Genomic DNA, 20,404 nt, shown 5'->3' on the forward strand with positions numbered 1-20,404 from the left:
TGATATATTTCTTATAAATCAGACTTTTTTTTACAAGTTTCGACTACTAGATATTGTATAATAAAGTCAGGTATTTTGAAAGCAGGTGTTGGGTTGAAACGAATAAAAATATATAAAAATAATAGAGGCTTCACTTTAATTGAACTTTTGGTTTCGGTTACAATCCTGGGGATCGTCCTTCTTAGTTTCATGAATTTTTTCCTTCAATCCAGTACATATACGAATGGCAATCAAAAGAAGACAGTCGGGATCAATGTAGCCAGGAATGTCTTGATGTTCATGGAAAAACAAGACTTCCTTGAGGTCAGGGACTTTTTCTATGAAGTGAATATAGGCAGTGAAAATCCAACAGATGAATTTTTAAAATTATTCATTTGCGGGGATGAATACCAAACCTTCCCTAACTTCTCTACTGAATCAGAAATGATTGATTCCTGTCCGAACAAGAAAAATATTAATATAAACGGGTTAGAATATGAGACTGAAATTTATTCCGGGGAAGTCACGGACCTTGATGAATCAGATTACTATATTCCTATTACAATCGAAGTGAGGTGGAATATCAATGATAGAGAATACAGTACGACAGTTGATGGAAAAGTTAAAAGCGAAGATATTCGATAATAGAGGCATTACCCTTATTGAGTTATTACTTACCCTATCCATATCGGCTATCCTGTTACCCGTTACATACGGTGCAATGATCACCGGCTATAAGATTTATGAAAAAGTTTCGATCGATGCTCAATTGAGAGAAGACGCAGATTATGTTTCTGCGATGGTAATGAAGAAGCTATATTCATACCCCTTCGACACAATTGAAGAGTGCGTGCCAGCCTCTACTACTTGTGTAAAGTTTATAAACAGCAGTGCATTATCTGTAGCGCCCTATTCAGGTAAATCCTTCTACCAGGTAGAAGATGAAGAGATTGTGAATGATGAACAAATTCTGCAATTAGTTCAAATCGGGGAGAAAAAACAATGGAGCTTTGATGGGGAAATAATAACTACTCCATCTGACTTTACGGGGTCCGTTATCACTTCTACCTGCACATCCAAACCGTGCAATGAAGCAATTATACAATTATCTTACAAAGTTTCACATCCCAATTTCGATAAAACCCTTAATTTAGAGAGCAGCTTCGGATTTTAGAAGGGAGAAAACAGCTTGTTAACCAATCAAAGAGGAAATGCCTTACTTACCGTATTAATTACATCTCTTGTTATGGTGACAATCGGTATGGCTATCATAAGTTCGACGATAGGTGGAGCGAAACGAACCGAAGTCAGAGAGACCGACATTGACATTACATATGAAGGGCTTAAGGCAGCTGAAGAAATTTCATCCAAGCTTGTCTATCAATTGCAGCCCTCAAGAGAGTTAGAAATGAGCAAATTGACACCAGCAAATATCAATACAAAAGTAGCAGATTTTTTTCAATCTTCCATTCTTCCATCCTATCAGTCTCTTGATAGAATAAAATGTGTCACAGTCATTGATGTGAGCGGGACCAGTGCAATAAACCTGCTGGGTGACACCTGTACCAAATCCAATATCCCTGATTTCAAAACCTTTGAGCTGGACTATCTTGGTACCAACCTTACGAGAGTATATGAAATCCTGATTCAAACAAAGAATCCTTCTTCTGAACAAGGGAAAGTCGAAAAGACCGTTAGAAAGAGGATCATTTTATCGCCCGTCCCAAGCTTCCTCAAGTATACTCTAGGCTCAAGAGAACAGCTTCAATTGAACGGATCTCCACATCTGGTTGGTAACATCTATGCTAACTCTTTAGGCATAAGTGAAGAGGCAAACTACCAGCTTTCTAATAAAAAGGATAAAACATTCCCGGCACCATTTCCCTCCGTTATCGGGGACTTGTATACAAGCTATAATAAAGCGGATTATGAACATATGAAAAGCTTGATAACTTCAAATCAGTTCTATCCGCTAATAGAACCTCCCAAAGTAAAACAGGATAGTCAATTTACTGATATTTCATTTAATCAAACGTATGAAGAAGAGGTTAGCAAAGTATTAGAATCTCTTGATCTATCAATAAGAAATGACGGTACCCAAACAAATTTAATGACCGCAATCAGAACGGCTCTTCTTTCAAATTCCTTCTCTCCTGCTCTTGTAGAAGGTGGGATATTGAATGAAAACTCACAGGGGAAGGTTAAAGTGAGTGGAAATATTACTATTAGAGGGCTACGGAGTTCAGGGGTGGACCTGCTTGTAGATGGTGATGTAAATATTATCGCAAGTTCTCCAATGAAGGTCGGGAATATTATTTCGACTGGTAATGTGACGATTTCTAATTTAATTGGGGAAATGACCATTGATAATATCGTTGCAGCAGGAAGAGTATCAATAGAGGCAAATTCACCCGTAAAGCTGGAGGAGAATATAGTTAGTTTTGATAATATCTCTTTTCAATCACAGAATTCCACTTCGGTTATAGCGGGGAATGTATTTTCAGGCAGGAATTTAACCATACTGGGCGATGCCAATGATCCATCCGGTGAGAATGATGAAATTAAATTTGATTCCGTCATTTACGCAAAGGGAAAAACAAGCATTTCCAACTTGAATATTACCGGTAAAGAAGATGAAGATGGTACTAACAATACTGGAAAATTAATTTTACTCTCAAGAGGAGAGTTACTGTTAACACGAATGAATGAATTTCAGTATTATGCTCAGGAGAGTGAAAAGAATGAATTCCGTTTGTTGCCGGATCCATTTGAAAGCATCAAGCCGTTACAAGCTTTCTTCTACACTGACAGCGACGCTACCCTTTATGGGGTTGGTTCATTATTTTATGTTAACGGAGGTGTCTTTTCAAAAGGAAACCTTACAGTGAATGCTGTGCGTGGGGACGTAGACAATGTCGATGACGCATATCAGAGCTCCCCCTCTAAGCAGCAAGAGAAATTGTCAAGATTCATCGTAAACTATAACAAAGATGTCCTTCTTTCTAAACTGGATACTTTACCAAATGTTGAAGCACTCTCATTAATAAGTGATGAGATCATAGTTGAATGAAAAAAGGGAGGTCCATCAACGTGGGCCTCCCTTCTTATCACCATCTTCCATCGATATCCCCGTCTCCGGTCTCCGGATTTTCGGTTTCATCATCTCCCGCAACGACTTCAAAAATCGCTATCGCCTTTAAACGAGGGTTTTCTTCAGAAGTAACCGTTATGGTCGTCACCCCTGCATTTTTAGGTATGACCTTCCAAACTCCATTTTCTTGCACGATGTCTACAACATTGTTACCTGTGTCGAAGACGTTCTTTATGTTTTTATTGGTTGCATTTTCAGGATTGAATACTAAATGAGAGTGTATATCGAACGCGTTCCCTTCAAGCAATAGAGTGTACTTCGATTTTGTGAAGTCCATGCTTTTCAAATTTACAATCCTTGACTTAACAATGACTCGAATCAACTTTTTGTATTTCCCATTCTTAGTTTGAACTTCCACTAAATCTTCGCCGGGATATAATCCTGTCATCCGGTTCTCTTTGGTGGAATTGACTTGACTGTAAGAGGAGTTGATCATTCCGTCATCACCTTGCAGAACCTTCACATTATAATTATTGTTCGGTTTTCCAAACGGGAAGATATCGATATTGAATGACTGAGTTTCTCCTACATATAATTCAATTAGTGAAGGTACACGCATTAAATCGTCACCCTCGATCCAAATGGTTTTTTCAATAATATAATCCTCGATTGCAAAACCGCCAACGGCTTTTACCCGGATTTCATTCTTCCCGAAACGTTCAATGGTTTTCGTTTCTCCCAACTCAATTTCTGTCCATTCTCCAGTAGTTTCTTCATCATTAAGAAGTTGATAGTTGTAAGAAACATCCCTTCCAGGAATACCGTTTGAGAGATAGAATTCCACTTCATTCGATACAGAAGAACCATCATCTAAAATTTTATCAGTGAGTGGGTCTTTAACAATCAATTCAGGAACGAATGGTAAAATGGCTGTCCCATTATCCCTGTAGCTGATATTCAGGTGGGTTGGGCTACTGACTAAAGACTTTACAGGCATAATCGGGTATCGACCATCCACTCCAGCTTCCAGTGATGCTACAACATTTTCCGTTTGCCCCTGTATTTTCACCTTTTTGATCGTACCGTTTGAATAACCATCAAATACAAATTCTTTTCCATATTGCAGCTGACGAGTTCTAACTTTCGCACTGATTTCGTTATTATTCGGGCTTAGATTACTACTTACTTTGTTCCCGTATCTTGAATCGACATAATAGACTTTCGCTTGTGGCATTTTTACATTATTTATGGCCCAGACGGCGTTCATTGTTACAGGTATCTCAAGTACAGGTATAGTAAACGCACCGTTTTCAAAGCTCATCTTTTGTTTAACATTAATGATGGCAATTTTCTGTCCATTCATATTCTGGATTGATATATCCGGACTTTCTTTAACAATGATCCCCTCAGGTAAGGGCTGGTGTATAATGATCTCACTTAAATAACCTTTTGCTTTCGGATTTACCAATCCGCCAAAATCCAGTTTGAACACTCCGGTAAAAGTATTCGTTTCTTTTCCATCCTCAATAATTAAATTGAACAGGTCCTGATTGATTCTATTTAAGTCTACCCTTCCTGTTACCGATGCGGGTGCATCATCTTTCACTTCAATCGTCACCGACTTTTTATCACTTGAGCGAAAGTCTGTTTCTTCTGCCGTTTTATACTGCACTTTCAAATCCTTAAACGTATAGGATCCCTTTTTAGAGAATTCCACCGGAAGTGATACTGTAATTGGTGTCGGTACGCCCTGTCCTACTTCATATACTGTGGAAAATGGCAGATACACTGTATTATTAATCACGTTGTATTGATTTTGGTCAACTGTCACATTTTCCGGCAACTGTACGACGGTTTCTCCATCCAATTTGACTGAATTTAATTTATTCGCCAATTTTTCAAATGCATCGGAGACACTTCCTTCACTTGCTTTGATGAAGCTACCCGACGTTTGTTGTGCCAGCATTTCAAGATATCTGTCATCAAGATCTCCTTCACCGTAACCCAGTGTGTGCATGGTGATTTTATCGTTGTAGATCTCCTTGGATACTTCGAGACCTTTTTGTTTGATCAAAGCCTCCATTTGCTGACTGTTGGTTTCCAGCTCACCAGGGTTGTACCAACCAGCATTAAATGACGTACCATCCATAGTAAATGACGGAATGTATAAAGACTTCAATTTACTATTATCAAGGGAATATATTTTATGCATCCATCGATTGTAACTGTATCTATTTTGAAAGTCATATACCAATTGTTGATCGCTCTCGACAACATTTGTTTCACCGCAAAAAAACCAAAGTGGCCTCGTACACACCTCTTTTTTCACTTTTTCGACCGCCGTCGCAATCATCGGCTGTCCATCAGTTAAGAAGACAATATACTTTTCATTCTTGGAATCTTTCAGCATATTCTTCGCTGCACGCAAGGGGTCTGTGTAATTGGTGCCTCCATAAGCGGTGGTATGTAACATGGAAGTTTTAATGGCATCGAGGTCATTACTTAATGGAAGTATCGTTTCTATTTCTGAAGAAAACGTTATAAGAGAGAATCGATCATTACTTTGTTTGTTCTTCTCAAAGAATTGTAAGGCATTGGTCACCCCATCCTTTGCATTTTGCATTTTATCCCTGGTACTATTCATCGATCCCGATTTATCAAAGACAAAAACGACGTCTATAGGAGGTCGATTCGTTTCTTTCACCTCTCCTATTGGATTGATATGAAAGTCTAATGAAGCTTTGGCATTACTATCCACTGGTTTTACAATTACTTCCTGGGACGGGGTAACATTGAAGTCTACTTTTAAATCTGCAGTTCCCTTGGCATAGGTGCCGGTTGAATTTAAAATAAATGCTAGAAAGAGGATGAAAAGTAATAGTAGTGAAATCTTTCCCTGAATTCTCATAATATCCCTCATTTGGTTATCCTATAATGCTTTTATTATATCAATCTTCAAACTATTATAATAGGACTAAATGCTCAAAAACAAAGAAAAAAGATGTCTATTGTCGAATAGACACCCTTTAACTATTTCATATACTGAGCCACCCGATTCCGCCCGGCCTGTTTCGCCCCCGTATAAAGCGCACGGTCTGCATGACGGATGAGCGCCAGGGTATCTTCAGCATCTTCAGGTGCGGTCGAAACTCCGATGCTTGCGGTGATCCGGACCATCATTTGTTTGTTGGATTCATCCAGGCTATCATGGATGGTGAAGGGGTTGTTGGCTATCGCACTCCTGACATGCTCTGCCAGGCTGAGCGCTTCATCCCGATTCGTATCCGGAAGGAGGATGACAAATTCCTCCCCTCCATACCTCGCAACCGTTCCCCTGGTATCAATCAGGGTACGAAGGCGGTCTGCAAGTTCAATCAGGATTTCGTTACCGCTCTGGTGACCATAGTTATCGTTGATGACCTTAAAATGATCAAGGTCGAGCATGATGAGGGAAAGACTCTTCCTTTTCCCAACATCGAGATGACTGAATTCCAGGTACAGGAGATCTTCAAAATAGCGGTAATTATATAGTCCTGTCAGGGCACATCTCTCACTGTTCTTCTTCGTCCGTTCATGATGCCTGGCATTTGCGATCGCCACTCCGAAATAGGAGCATAAAATATCGACGATCATCAATTGATATTTTTCATAGGCTTTCTTTTTGGAAGAAGCCAATAGAAGGATTCCCCGTACCTTTTGACTTCTTACAATGGGTACGCACAGAACGCTTTCCACTCCATCTGGCATGTACCCTTCAGCGATCCCGGTCCATTCAGATCGTGAAGTATAGAGGACGGACTTCCCTGTTTCCCATACTACACCGCTGATACCCTGGCTTTTCTTTAATGGTCGCAGGTTATTAGACTTCATTTCTCCCTTTTCAACCCGTCTTAACAGGACAAGTTCTTCTTCCTGGCAGTCAAGGATATAGGCATATTCAACCGGAAGAGTCTCAATGATCTTCTCGATGAATATATCAAGCACTTCATTTACTTTAAGGCTTTCCGTTAATTGGTGACCGATTTCACCCGCTTTTTGAAGGTATTCATTGATCTTTTCAGAAGAGTTATACATCTTCAAGATGATAGATAAGCTCACAAAAGGGATACCAATCAATAAAGAAGCAACGGCTCCCAGTTCAAACGTTAAATAATAGAGAGATAAAGAAAGGGGGAACATGATCATGTTTGCCGTAAAATCCCATACAAAATCCTTGCTGTAAAAGCGGACATCACTATTTACCAGATAGTGTTGATATAGCAGGAGCAGTATCTGGTTAACCATGATCGATACGATTTGATAACTCAGGATAGGGAGTATTAATTGATTTATATCTCTTAATCCGACTTCTCCACCAAATAAAAAATAGACTAGACCACTGACTAATGAAACGATAAAGAACATGACAGAATTCAAGGGGATTCTATGCCAATCATGTTTAGTCAATTGAAGCCGGATGAGTAATGGAATAATTGAGAACTGCATGAGGATGATTTCAACAAATAAACCATACTTTATGAACCCTACAAGTGTCACCCACTGGATGAAGAAGATGGTCGCACCATTTATCACAATGGGCATAAGCGGGATAAAGGTAGCAAAAGCCACCAATGTTAAGAGCTCTAATTCATTTCCTGCAATATTTTCAGGAGGATAGTATTGATATGTAATATACAAACCGGCGGGTACAACTGAAAGCCAGGTCAGTAATATGTAAAGCTTCTTCTTTACTGATAACGTCATATCTATCCCCCATAGGCCACAATCAATTTAATATAGTTCGATCATACTATACTAGTTAAATAGTCACAAGTTTAAGAATATTTTATCAAAGCAGTTCAATAAAGTCACTTATTATTTTCTGTAATTTTCCAGTTGGTCCACCAGATATGGTTTTACCTCAGATAAAAAGTAAAGTGAACCTGTTATTAACAGCACTTCTTCTTCTTTCATTCCTTGTATTTTTTCAGTAACGTAGTCTCTCCATTGGTGAACTTTCTTCTTGTTTGGATGGGAAGATAATTCATAAAGCTCTTCAACTGAAGCGACCCGTGGAAAGTCAAAGGTTGTAAATCCGATTTCCTCCACCGCTTCTTCCAATTGAGTGATCATCGGTTTTAATTCTTTGTCGTGGAGTGCCGATAAAAGAACAGTTACTCTTTTATTCATAAAGCGGTCCTTAATAGTTTTCACCAAGGCTTGTACCCCTTCAGGATTATGGGCACCGTCAATATAAATCCCGGGATTGTATGATAGAGCTTCCATTCTGCCTGGCCATGATGCCTTTTTTAACCCCTCTTTGATATGCGTGCTTGCTATATTATGCTTTTCACTAAGAAGCTCTATCACTTTAATTGCAATCGCTGCATTATTGATTTGGTGTGCACCAATCATGGAAAGCTCATACGTTTCATTCTGAACGGGAGATGTGTAATGGAATCTCTCACCTCTTTCGAGTAAGGCTTTTTGTTCCACAGAAAAATCCTCTCCAAGTTCAAACAGGTCACTATTCATTTCCAACGCTTTCTTTCTTATCACTTCAGCCGCTTCTTTCTGGTGAACCCCTGATATGACAGGAACAGAATGTTTGATGATCCCAGCTTTCTCAAAGGCTATGTCTTCTAATCTGCTTCCCAGGAATTGCATATGATCCAGACCGATGCTCGTAATGACTGAAACCATAGGTGTGATGACATTCGTCGAATCAAGCCTTCCTCCAAGCCCAACCTCATAAAGGACGAGGTCGACCGGTTGCATTTCAGCAAAATAATAAAAGCTCATAGCTGTTATGACTTCAAATTCAGAGGGGGTTCCCCATTCAGAATGCTCCATGCTTTCTGCAATGGGTTTGATCTTTTCCACAAGAAGAGTTAAATCTTCATCTGATACAGGCTCTCCATTAATGCTGATCCTCTCATTGAACCTCTCAAAATAGGGTGAAGTAAAGGTGCCGACTGAATACCCTGATTCCTGTAATATATTTCGTAAATAAGTGACAGTGGAACCCTTTCCGTTTGTACCCCCGATATGAACGGTTTTAAGCTTTTCATGAGGATTCCCAAGCTTCTCTAGTAAGTACTGCATTCTCTCTAGACCCGGCTTGATTCCAAGTCTTAGTCTTGAGTGTATCCATCCAACGGCCTTCTCATAGGTTAACAATTTCAGTCACTCCCCTTAAGGTTTCATTAGAAAGAGGGCTCAGGTCGGGGCAGATTGCCGGAGAGAAAACCTTGATGCATCCCCTCAACCTCAACAATCAGACCCGATTCTAAAGCCCTCTTCTTATCCTCTGATCAAAAGATTATAGTGATTTAAGCTCTTCAATTCTTGCTTTAACAGTCGCTTGTTTCTCTAAATAATCTTTTTCTTTTGCTTTTTCCTCATCCACTACATTTTGAGGCGCCTTGCTCACAAATTTTTCGTTGTTTAATTTGCCTTGAACGCGGGAAACTTCTTTCGTCCACTTCTCCAGTTCTTTTTGAAGACGGGCAATCTCTTCTTCGATGTTGATTAATCCTTCTAATGGAAGGAATAAGTCTACACCTGTTACAACCGCCGTCATCGCTTTATCCGGTGTATCTAAATCTGTACCCATTTCCAGCTTCTCTGGATTACAGAACTTTTCGATATACGCTTTGTTCTTCTCGATGATCGTTAGGGTGTGTGCATCTTTTGCTTTCAGCATCAAGTTGATCTGCTTGCTCATCGGAGTGTTTACCTCTGCACGTACATTACGTACAGCACGAATGATGTCAACGAGCAGCTTCATCTCTTCCGCTGCCGCTTCGTCTGTAAGTTCATCTTGAACCGTCGGCCATGCAGCTACAGTAATGGATTCGCCTTGATGCGGCAAGTTCTGCCATATTTCCTCGGTAATAAACGGCATGAATGGGTGTAAAAGTCTCATTGTGTTGTCGAGTACATAAGCCAGAATCGAACGGGTTGTTTTCTTAGCCGCTTCATCTTCTCCATATAGAGGCAGTTTCGCCATTTCAATATACCAATCACAGAAATCATCCCAGATGAAGTTGTAAAGAACGCGTCCCACTTCACCAAATTCATATCGATCGGCTAATCGTGTCACGGTTTCGATTGTTTCATTTAAACGGGTAAGAATCCATTTATCCGCTACTGATTTTTCGCCGGAAAGATCGATTTCGTCATACGTCATTCCGTCCATGTTCATAAGGGCGAAGCGTGATGCATTCCAGATCTTATTCGCAAAGTTCCAAACAGATTCTACTTTCTCAAAGGAGAACCGAAGATCCTGCCCCGGCGAGCTGCCTGTAGATAGGAAGTAGCGAAGGGAATCTGCACCATACTTTTCGATGACATCCATCGGGTCTACACCATTACCTAATGACTTACTCATCTTGCGTCCATCTGCATCCCGAACGAGTCCGTGAATCAGTACGTCTTTAAATGGACGTTCTCCTGTGAACTCCAGTCCTTGGAAGATCATGCGCGATACCCAGAAACCGATAATATCGTAGCCGGTCACAAGTGTATTCGTTGGGTAATAGCGTTTAAAATCTTCTGCATCCAGATCAGGCCAACCCATCGTTGAAAACGGCCATAGAGCTGAACTGAACCATGTATCCAGTACATCCTCTTCCTGTGTCCAGTTTTCAATGTCCTTCGGCGCATCGTTGTTTACATAGATTTCGCCTGTTTCTTTATGATACCAGGCCGGGATGCGATGTCCCCACCAAAGCTGACGGGAAATACACCAGTCTCGCGTGTTTTCCATCCAGCGCAGGTAAGACGTTTCAAAGCGATCAGGTACAAAGTTGACCTTATTCTCTTCCTGCTGAAGTTTTACCGCTTCTTCTGCGAGAGGATCCATCTTAACGAACCACTGAGTCGATAGATAAGGCTCAACCACCGCTCCACTTCTTTCTGAGTGACCGACTGAATGCATATGCTCTTCAATCTTGAATAGAACTCCTGCTTCTTGTAGGTCCTTTACAATTTCTTTGCGGCACATAAAACGATCCATGCCTTGGTATTTATCCGCCTTGTCATTCATCGTTCCGTCTTCGTTCATCACAAGAACGCGTTCTAAGTTGTGACGATTACCGATTTCGAAGTCATTCGGATCGTGAGCAGGCGTTATTTTCACTGCACCGGAACCGAATTCCATATCAACGTAGTCATCTCCTACGATCGGAATTTCACGTCCCACGATTGGAAGGGTAACGTTTTTGCCGATTAAATGTTTGTAGCGATCATCTTCCGGGTGAACCGCAACTGCCGTATCACCAAGCATCGTTTCTGGACGTGTTGTGGCAATTTCAATGTGACCACTTCCATCAGCCAACGGATATCTCATATGATAGAATGCACCTTGTATATCCTGGTGAATAACCTCAATGTCGGAAAGGGCCGTTTTCGTTGCCGGGTCCCAGTTGATGATGTATTCACCACGGTAAATCAGGCCTTTGTTATATAGGTCTACAAATACCTTTTGTACAGCTTCCGATAAGCCCTCGTCCAACGTGAAACGTTCACGGCTATAATCTAAGCCTAATCCAACCTTAGACCATTGCTGACGGATATGCTCAGCATATTCTTCTTTCCATTTCCATGTTTCTTCTACGAACTTTTCACGACCTAATTCATAACGTGAAATGCCTTGATTGCGAAGTTTTTCATCTACTTTTGCCTGTGTCGCAATCCCTGCATGGTCCATACCCGGCAGCCATAATACATCGTAACCCTGCATGCGCTTCATTCTAGTCAGGATATCTTGTAGCGTTGTGTCCCAAGCATGACCAAGATGAAGTTTTCCTGTTACGTTCGGAGGAGGAATGACAATTGTGTACGGCTCCTTCTCCTTATCGTTTTTGGCTTCGAAATATTTACCTTCCAGCCACCATTTGTATCTGCCCTGCTCAATGGCATTGGGATCATATTTTGTCGGCATGGATAATTGCTGATCTTGAGTTTCCATTTGTTTTCCTCCTATAGTAGTGCGAATAACTACACTTTTCTAAAAAAAATAAAAAAATCCCCCGTCCTATGAAAAGGACGAAGGATTCCATTCGCGGTACCACCTTTTTTCTCAGGAGAAATAAGCCTCCTGAACTCTCGACGATCATAACGGCTTTTAACCGGCTTCTACTACTGAAATTCATAGAAACAGCTCTTCAGGCGACCTTCCATTGTCTTAACGTAGAAAATCTCTCAGCTAATGATTTTCCTCTCTGAAAGTAAGGATCAATGTACTCTTCCTGTTCATTGCTTTTCAGGTATTATTTATTTACTCATTATAGTATAGGAAAAGATAAACTTTCGTCAATCATTATCGCCAATTTTCCATAAAAATATTCATTTCGCCTACTCAGGCACCATTCTTTTTCTCAATTCATAGAATAAAGTAGTGAATATACCCAGGAAAGTGAGTGGACGAATATGAAGAAAATCAATCAATACACCATGCAGAAATGGATGGGGAACGCCCGGTTAATATGTAAGCAATTCATCATACCCTTTACGATCTTTCAAGGGGTCCGGACCATTTTGCTTCCCACCACTTTTGATGTCCTTCTTTTAACTCTTTTTATCGGTATAGGCCTTGCCATTTATTTCGATTGGATTTAATGGACTGACGAAATGTGGACTTCGCCAGTCCTTTTTTCATTCTGCCTCGGCCGCCTGCTCCTGCTTCTTTTTTTCCATTTCATCTAAACGCATGACCACGTATTCCGTGTTTTTCAGAAGCCAGTAATGCCGTTGCAGCTTCTTAAGAGATTTCCGTTCATTCCGTTTATCCTTCGCTGTATGAAAATACTTTTCCACCACAGCGATGACAGAACTTGGATAAGCCAAATAACTCATGAACAGGAGCCGCTCCTCATTACGGACGGTAAAATGCTGAAAATAGGTGGTTAGCCACTCGATACATTCCTCATAATACTTAGGATAGGTTTTCAATGTTCTGGACAAAAACGGCAGCAGGTCATGGAAGGGTGATGCCATTTTTGAGTTCTCAAAGTTGTGAAAATACCCCATGCCTCTCTCATCGAATAAAAAATGCTCCGTCGATATCTTTCCATGTGTAATGACCGTTCTGACCTTCTCAAGCTCCTTCGTTTCCTCATACCATTCATCCAGCATTTTCCGGGAAAATTTCAGTGCCTGGGAAGCGTCCTTATAGTACATGCAAAAATGGAATTGAAAAGGAGACATATACGTTGTCCTTTCACATGTTTCCACATATTCATCGAGAAACTGCTGTTCTTTATCCCATCTGGATGTCAGCTGCTCGTAATGAGATTCTCTCTCTTCTTTATCAATCTTTACTTCTTGAGAGGAGAGAGTATGAAGTCTTGCCAATTCCCGGAACATTTTCTGATGCTTTTCAAATTGATCTTCCCTTTCCTGGTTCAAGAGCCAGGGCATGACATAATATAACTGCCCATCGTTCCACACCGCATAGCGCCCATCCAATGTCGGATAGATCGGTACGATACGGTTATAGCCCCTTTGAAACAACATCTGTACATTCCTGACAAAATCAACTCCAGTTTGGGCGGTCAGCTGCTTTACAGCAAGTGTCCCTTTATTGGAGAATACTTTGGAAATCTTCCCGTAATTCTCAACAAAATGGGGTTCGACACCATAAGGTTGTAAGACAGGCTTTAATCCCTCCAGCGTTTGTACCATACCTCTCACCTTCTAAGATTACTTTTCTAAAAAAAACGGACTAACTCCAATGAATTTGGTGTCAGCCCCGTAGTTCCTTCTATATTGCAATTGCGCTCTTCTCAGATGGGAGCGACCTTGCTATATTCCTTTTTTAACCCTTGAAGACAAATTCGCTTTTCGGGATATATAGAACCTGCCCTACATAGACGTCTTGATTGGCTTCAAGCTGATTGACCCTCAATAGCTGAGGAATGGTCAGATCATACTTTTCTGCTATATAATCCAGCGTCTCTCCCTCTTGAACGATGCATACCCTTAATGTTGCACCCCTTTCCTCTTCTTTTCTCGCAAAGAAATCGGTAAGGGAAATGCTCTCATATTTCTTTTTACCTTTAGTCTTTTTCTTTTCATCCTTCTCTTCTTCGCTATCTTCCATTTCTGCTTCTACTGCGGATGATGAAGAGGACTCTTCTTCCTCCTCCTGCTGATTATATTTAGGAGGCGGTGTGTAGGCTGTCTTTGGTGCAGCCGGCTGTTCTTCAGATGACTCGCTCAGTTCATGCTGTGGCATTTCAAACACGTTTTCTTTTCGGAAATAATTTTCCTCAAAGGTATGAGCAGGCTGAGCATCGTATTGAATCTGTACAGGTATCTCATCGTCTTCTTCAGATGGCGGTGTCCGACCTTCCAGATTAAACGGCTGGTACTCGTCGTCTCCAGAATCCTCTTCTTCCTCCTGTTCTTCAACGTTCCCCGTTAATTCTTCCACGTCGTAGTTCTCATACTCGTATACTTCTTCTCTTTCTTCTTGCTCTTCCTCTGTCTCTATTTCTTCTTCGGTTGTTTCCTCTTCTACTTCAGCAACTGCACTCGAACGGTATAGCGGCTCGTAATCTTCCTCTCTGCTAAATTCAGCTTCAAGGGGAGTGTGCGTCTGCTGTTCTCCATAAATCCCTGTAATCGTCAGATCGGCATTCAATTTTAAGCAAGCATTCTCAGGAACCATATAATCGAATGACTCCACGAACACGTCGATATCACCAAGATTGGCAATTCTATTTTTCGGAATCGTCACATCGACCGGGAAACGGTGGACAAATTCATACTCACCTTTTTCCCTCTTTTCAACTATTTGGACAAACTTACCACCCGCTTCAAACTCATCCTCTTCTTCATCCCTCGGTGAGGTTGGTAAATATTCACCGGAAAGATCAAGGCTTCCCCTGATAAGTACGTACTGCTCTTGCTCTTGTATCGTTATATGAGGATCTAAGGAGATAGATAGCAATTCTTCAACTTCCTGTCCTTTTTTAAACCATATTGATTCTTCCAAGGAAAATCGCAAACACGATTGTTGTTCTTGTGACAAAAGAAATTCCTCCTTTCAGGTTCCAAACAAAGAAATAGTAAACAATGCCATTATCACTTTATGAACTGAAAAGGAGGAATATGATAGGAAAACGAAAAGTTGTGGGTAGTGTGGGGATTTTGATTTAGAAACCGGGGTGTGTTTCGGATTGATGTTGGTCGTTTGGAATTATCGACCGTTCTTTTAATTTATCAACAGTTATTTTGATTTATCGACCGTTATTTTGATTTACCGACCTTCAGATGGATTTATCGACCGTTCTTTCATTTTATCGACCGTTTTTTCAAGATATCGACTGTTCTACAATATTCGACACACTCCTGCCATCCCCGCTTCCGTAAAAAAATAGCCGATCCCTATAAAAAGGATCGGCTATCATCATTACTTCTTACTAATCTTTTCAAACGCTTTTTCAGCAGCTTCAAGGGTCTTTTCAATATCTTCATCTGTATGAGCGGTAGATAAGAAAAGTCCTTCAAATTGGGAAGGTGGTAAGAATACTCCTTCATGGGCCATTTCACGGTAGTAATCGGCAAACATCTCTAGGTCTGATGATTTCGCACCTTCGTAGTTGGTTACTTCTTCATTGGTGAAGAAGATCCCGATCATGGAACCGGCACGATTGATTCTGTGAGGGATGTTATGCTTTTCTGCCGCTTTCTTTAAGCCCTCTTCCAACAGGTCTGCTTTGCGTGCGAACTCTGTGTATGTTTCAGGAGTCAGCTGGCTCAGTGTTTCGTATCCTGCCGTCATGGCCAATGGATTCCCTGAAAGGGTTCCGGCTTGATAAATCGGACCGCTTGGAGCGATTCTTTCCATGATTTCAGCTTTACCGCCGTATGCACCTACCGGCAGACCTCCACCAATGACTTTTCCTAAACAAGTTAAGTCCGGAGTTACATTGTAATAGCCTTGGGCACATCCGTATCCGACACGGAATCCAGTCATGACTTCATCAAATATCAGCAGAGAACCATGATTTTCCGTTATTTCACGTAGGCCTTCCAGGAATCCCGGCTGAGGTGGAACGACACCCATATTACCTGCAACAGGTTCTACGATCACACCAGCGATGTCATCACCAAATTGTTCAAAGGCATAACGGATGCTTTCCAAGTCATTATAAGCCACCGTAATCGTATTCTTTGCTACGCCTTCAGGTACACCAGGGCTGTCGGGCAATCCGAGAGTCGCAACACCTGATCCTGCCTTGATTAATAAGGAATCTCCATGACCGTGGTAGCAGCCTTCGAACTTGAGGATTTTATTGCGTCCAGTGTATCCACGCGCAAGACGCAGGGCACTCATCGTCGCCTCCGTACCAGAGGACACCATACGGACCACTTCGATACTTGGAACTCTTTCAATGACTAATTCGGCAAGTTTGTTTTCAATCTCTGTCGGGGCACCGAAGCTTGTCCCGTTTTCCGCTACTTTTTTAATGGACTCCACCACGCGGTCATTGCTGTGCCCAAGAATGAGTGGTCCCCAGGATAGAACATAGTCAATATATTCATTTCCATCGATATCGTAAATTTTAGCTCCTTTTCCTCTTTCCATGAAAATAGGATCCATCTTTACGGATTTGAATGCACGTACAGGACTGTTTACTCCGCCAGGCATCAGTTTTACTGCTTCTTTGAACGCTTGCTTCGATTTCTCATATGAACGCATTCCGGTTTCCTCCTTTAGTGATCTTTTCGTCATCCTTACAGGAACTTTCCACCATTTAGGATAACCAATTCGCTACATCTTTTGCGAAATACGTAATAATAAGGTCTGCACCCGCACGTTTCATGCTTGTCAGCTTTTCCATTACGATTTCCTGTTCGTTTACCCAGCCGTTTTGAGCCGCTGCTTTCACCATGCTGTACTCTCCACTTACGTTATAAGCGACAACAGGGGCATTAAAACGGTCTTTCACTTCCCGCATGATATCTAAATAGGAAAGGGCAGGTTTGACAATTAAGAAGTCTGCGCCTTCTTCTATATCCGATTGTGCTTCTCTTAACGCTTCAAGGCGATTGGCAGGATCCATCTGATACGTTCTGCGATCTCCGAATTGCGGAGTAGAGTGTGCGGCATCACGGAATGGACCATAGAAGCTTGAAGAGTACTTAACGGCATATGACATGATCGGCACATCATGATAGCCGGCCTCGTCCAATCCGTGGCGGATCGCTGCAACGAATCCATCCATCATATTCGAAGGAGCAATGATATCAGCTCCTGCTTCAGCCTGGCTTACCGCCGTTTTTGCTAATAAATCGAGCGTAGGATCATTCAGTACTTTTCCATCTTTAACGATTCCACAATGTCCGTGGCTCGTATATTGACATAAACAAGTATCGGCAATGACGACAAGCTCAGGATAATGTTCCTTCACAAATCGGGTTGCTCTTTGGACGATTCCATGGTCATGATATGCTTGGGTTCCTGCCTCATCTTTTTCAGCTGGAACACCGAATAAAATGATGGATTTGATACCTAAGGAAACCACTTCATCCATTTCCGCTTTTAAGTTATCCAGGGAAATGTGAAAAACCCCTGGCATGGAAGGAACGACATTCTTAATATTTTCCCCTTCAACTACAAACAGTGGATAAATTAAATCTTCTTTTCTTAGATGAGTTTCCCTTACTAACGCACGCATATGATCTGATTGACGCAGGCGGCGATGACGGTTAAAATGCAGGTCTTTCATGTGTAAACCTCCTAAGTAAATAAAGCTTTATTTTGATGGTCTATTCGTGATAAATTCTTTCATTTCGTTTACCATTTCATTTACAGTATATATGCCTGGACAGATTTTTACATGTAATCCGTACTTTTCAGCCGTATTTTTTGTAATGGGACCAATGCAGGCAATGGGTATGTCCCCGATTTTATCATGAAGATTGTACTGATCGACCACCTTCATAAAATGATGAACCGTTGATGAGCTGGTAAACGTAATGATATCAAGTTCTTCTTTTTCAATGATGCCCTTCAACTGACCGATGCACCCTTCTGGAAGGACGGTTTCATAGACGATCCATTCCTGACAGGATACCCCTGCAGAGGCCAGCTCTGAAGCAATGACGTTTCTTGCCAGGTTCCCTTTGGGGATCAGAACGTCTCCTGAAGGCTTCACTTTCGAAATGAATTCGTCTGCAAAGTCATCTCCTGTAAAATGATCGGGCACGAAGGAAACAGGAATCCCATATTTCCTGCAATATTGTTCCGTTTTACTTCCGACTGCAGCAAACTTCCCGGAAAAAGAAGATAAATCGAGCTGTAATCGTTTCAATGCTTGTAGAAAGAATCTTACTCCATTTTTGCTTGTGAAAATAATCCATTCGTACGTATGTATGGTTGTGTGAAGATTCGTTTCCCACTCATCTTCATGAGGTTGAAAATGAAGGAGCGGCACCACAATCGGAACCCCTCCCACGTCTTCAATGAGGGAAGCCGTTTCACTGGATCCCTCACTTCCGCGAGTAATCAAAACCTTTATGTTTTCTAAAGGCCCTTTACCCTTCATTATTGATCTAGCTCCTCTTTCACCTGATCGATTAAAGCCTTGGCTCCCAGGTCTGTTAAGCTTTCAGCGACTTTCTCCCCTACTTGCTGAGGATTTGGTCCCACCATGTATTCTTTATAAATCGTTTTTCCATCAGGTGAAGCTACAAGCCCCGTTAGAGCTACGTCCCCATTGTCTTTCAGCTCAGCAAATCCTGCAATCGGCACCTGGCATCCGCCTTCCATTTTATGAAGGAACGCTCTTTCAGCCGTAACGGTCTCAGTCGTCTCAACACACGCAAACTTCTGAAGAAGCTCCAGCAACTCAGAATCATCTTCCCTGCATTCAATGGATAACGCACCTTGACCGACTGCAGGCAGGCAAAGGTCTGGATCAAGGAATTCCGTTACAACATCTGATGTCCAGCCCATACGTGATAACCCTGCCGCTGCAAGGATGATCGCGTCGTAATCCTCATTTTTAAGCTTCGATAAGCGCGTATCGATATTTCCACGTATCCATTTGATTTCAAGATCCGGACGAACGGATAAAATCTGTGCCCCTCTTCGCAGACTGCTCGTTCCTATGATTGCACCGCCAGGTAAGTCTTTAAGCGCCACATGATTTTTACTGATGAACGCATCTCGGTGATCCTCGCGAATCGGTATACATCCGATGGTCAATCCTTCAGGTAAGACCGCAGGCATGTCTTTCATACTGTGAACGGCCATATCGATCTCTTTATCCATCATTGCTTGTTCAATTTCTTTTACAAACAAGCCTTTTCCGCCGACTTTTGACAGGGTGACATCAAGGATCTGGTCCCCTTTTGTAACGATTTCCTTCACTTCGAATTCGTAAGAGGGATCCAGTGCTTTCAACTGATTGATCACCCAATTTGTTTGTGTCAGTGCTAATTTACTTCGTCTCGATCCAACAATGATTTTTCTCATAATGACCTCCTGAAAACTTATGAATACCAGAAATGAAATGAAGACAACCTACTACCCAAGAAAAAGTTAATTAAAATGATCAAAAAGGCTGCAACATTAAGAAAAGCTAAAGATTTACCAAATACGTTCTTTTTAATGCGAAGATATAAATAACTACTATATAAAATTAATAGAATGAATGACCCTACTATTTTCGGATCATACCATAGGAATTCCGGCAGTTTGATGTATGCCCATTGCAGACCCAGTATCAAGCTCAATAGAAGCATGGCTACACCAATGGAGTTCGATATATATGAAATCTTTTCAAGTTTGGACAAATCGCTGATCCGCCATAACCTTTGTCCCCATTTTTTCTCCTTCAAAAGTTTAAATTGCAGGAGGTAAAGCAAGGAAAACACAAAGGATAGTGAAAATGCACCATACGAAAGGATGGCCATCGTAATATGAATCAACAATAATTCAGATACGAGCTGTTCTGCCATCGCCCGTGACTCAACCTGTACCGGTGCAAACGTATGGATCGCCATGATGATGAATCCCAGTACATTTGTAAAGAACACCGTAAAATCCACTCTTAATAATCGATTGATGACAAGTGATAGTGTAATGAGGACCCAGGCATAAAAATAAAGTCCCTCAAAGATGGTGAGGACTGGAAACCTGCCTGTATTCATCATGTATAGAAATAAAAAGATTGTTTGAAGGATCCAAACAATCGCAAGTAACCAGAAGGCAAACAGATTCGCCTTCCGGTTTTTGTTTAAGAAATCTATAAAGTAAAAGAGAATACTAATAGCATACAGAACAATCATAAGTTCATGCAGCCTAGTCATCGTTTGTTCAAACATAGACAATAA

General features: G+C 41.3%; 15 protein-coding genes and 1 other annotated feature. Of the genes, 4 read left to right on the forward strand and 11 right to left on the reverse strand.

Annotated features, from left to right (window positions below; genetic code table 11):
• Positions 1-93: 93 nt before the first annotated feature.
• From FZC88_RS17755 to FZC88_RS17765, 3 genes are read left to right on the forward strand one after another with little or no spacing between them, the layout of a single operon-like run.
• On the forward strand, positions 94-624 hold the full coding sequence (locus tag FZC88_RS17755) for a type IV pilus modification PilV family protein (RefSeq protein ID WP_187443684.1): 531 nt from the start codon (positions 94-96) through the stop codon (positions 622-624).
• Positions 566-1,153, forward strand: coding sequence for a prepilin-type N-terminal cleavage/methylation domain-containing protein (locus FZC88_RS17760; RefSeq protein ID WP_148995842.1), 588 nt, complete (start codon positions 566-568; stop codon positions 1,151-1,153). Before FZC88_RS17755 ends, FZC88_RS17760 begins: the two co-directional genes overlap by 59 nt.
• A gap of 15 nt (positions 1,154-1,168) precedes the next feature.
• Positions 1,169-3,049, forward strand: coding sequence for a bactofilin family protein (locus FZC88_RS17765; protein WP_148995843.1), 1,881 nt, complete (start codon positions 1,169-1,171; stop codon positions 3,047-3,049).
• 37 nt (positions 3,050-3,086) lie between these two features.
• Here the strand turns inward: FZC88_RS17765 and FZC88_RS17770 are convergent, their stop codons facing one another.
• The 4 genes from FZC88_RS17770 to FZC88_RS17785 all read right to left on the reverse strand — a co-directional run bounded on the left by FZC88_RS17770 (position 3,087) and on the right by FZC88_RS17785 (position 12,023).
• Positions 3,087-5,978, reverse strand: a complete 2,892-nt coding sequence (locus FZC88_RS17770; RefSeq protein WP_187443685.1) for a vWA domain-containing protein — start codon at positions 5,976-5,978, stop codon at positions 3,087-3,089.
• Positions 5,979-6,100: 122 nt separating this feature from the next.
• Entirely contained in the window at positions 6,101-7,813 is a 1,713-nt protein-coding gene (locus FZC88_RS17775; RefSeq protein ID WP_148995845.1) for a sensor domain-containing diguanylate cyclase, read from the reverse strand.
• 111 nt (positions 7,814-7,924) lie between these two features.
• Complete coding sequence (locus FZC88_RS17780) at positions 7,925-9,229, reverse strand: bifunctional folylpolyglutamate synthase/dihydrofolate synthase (protein ID WP_262371938.1); 1,305 nt, start codon at positions 9,227-9,229, stop codon at positions 7,925-7,927.
• Between the two features lie 142 nt (positions 9,230-9,371).
• Positions 9,372-12,023 (reverse strand): valine--tRNA ligase, encoded by a 2,652-nt coding sequence (locus tag FZC88_RS17785; RefSeq protein ID WP_148995846.1) that lies wholly within the window; start codon positions 12,021-12,023, stop codon positions 9,372-9,374.
• Between the two features lie 70 nt (positions 12,024-12,093).
• Positions 12,094-12,320, reverse strand: a binding site (T-box leader).
• Positions 12,321-12,484: 164 nt separating this feature from the next.
• Here FZC88_RS17785 and FZC88_RS17790 point away from each other — a divergent pair.
• The gene (locus FZC88_RS17790; protein WP_044339496.1) at positions 12,485-12,673 is read left to right on the forward strand and encodes a hypothetical protein; all 189 of its coding nucleotides are present in this window, start codon (positions 12,485-12,487) and stop codon (positions 12,671-12,673) included.
• Between the two features lie 36 nt (positions 12,674-12,709).
• Here the strand turns inward: FZC88_RS17790 and ysxE are convergent, their stop codons facing one another.
• The 7 genes from ysxE to ccsA form a co-directional block, all read right to left on the reverse strand.
• Positions 12,710-13,738, reverse strand: coding sequence for a spore coat protein YsxE (gene ysxE / locus FZC88_RS17795; protein ID WP_148995847.1), 1,029 nt, complete (start codon positions 13,736-13,738; stop codon positions 12,710-12,712).
• 133 nt (positions 13,739-13,871) lie between these two features.
• Complete coding sequence (gene spoVID, locus FZC88_RS17800; protein WP_148995848.1) at positions 13,872-15,089, reverse strand: stage VI sporulation protein D; 1,218 nt, start codon at positions 15,087-15,089, stop codon at positions 13,872-13,874.
• Positions 15,090-15,470: 381 nt separating this feature from the next.
• A complete protein-coding gene (gene hemL / locus FZC88_RS17805) occupies positions 15,471-16,763 on the reverse strand; it encodes a glutamate-1-semialdehyde 2,1-aminomutase (RefSeq protein WP_148995849.1) in 1,293 nt (430 codons plus the stop codon).
• Positions 16,764-16,818: 55 nt separating this feature from the next.
• Positions 16,819-17,793 carry a porphobilinogen synthase gene (gene hemB / locus FZC88_RS17810; RefSeq protein ID WP_148969841.1) on the reverse strand — a complete coding sequence of 325 codons (975 nt, stop codon included), beginning with the start codon at positions 17,791-17,793 and terminating at the stop codon, positions 16,819-16,821.
• Positions 17,794-17,820: 27 nt separating this feature from the next.
• Entirely contained in the window at positions 17,821-18,612 is a 792-nt protein-coding gene (locus tag FZC88_RS17815; protein WP_148995850.1) for a uroporphyrinogen-III synthase, read from the reverse strand.
• Complete coding sequence (gene hemC, locus FZC88_RS17820; protein ID WP_148995851.1) at positions 18,612-19,544, reverse strand: hydroxymethylbilane synthase; 933 nt, start codon at positions 19,542-19,544, stop codon at positions 18,612-18,614. The genes FZC88_RS17815 and hemC overlap by 1 nt, the downstream gene beginning before the upstream one ends.
• Positions 19,545-19,561: 17 nt before the next feature.
• Positions 19,562-20,395, reverse strand: coding sequence for a cytochrome c biogenesis protein CcsA (gene ccsA / locus FZC88_RS17825; protein WP_148995852.1), 834 nt, complete (start codon positions 20,393-20,395; stop codon positions 19,562-19,564).
• Positions 20,396-20,404: the final 9 nt, after the last annotated feature.

Origin of the sequence: Rossellomorea aquimaris (assembly GCF_008180865.1) — a bacterium.
In the GTDB taxonomy this organism is placed as follows: Bacteria; Bacillota; Bacilli; order Bacillales; family Bacillaceae_B; genus Rossellomorea; species Rossellomorea yichunensis.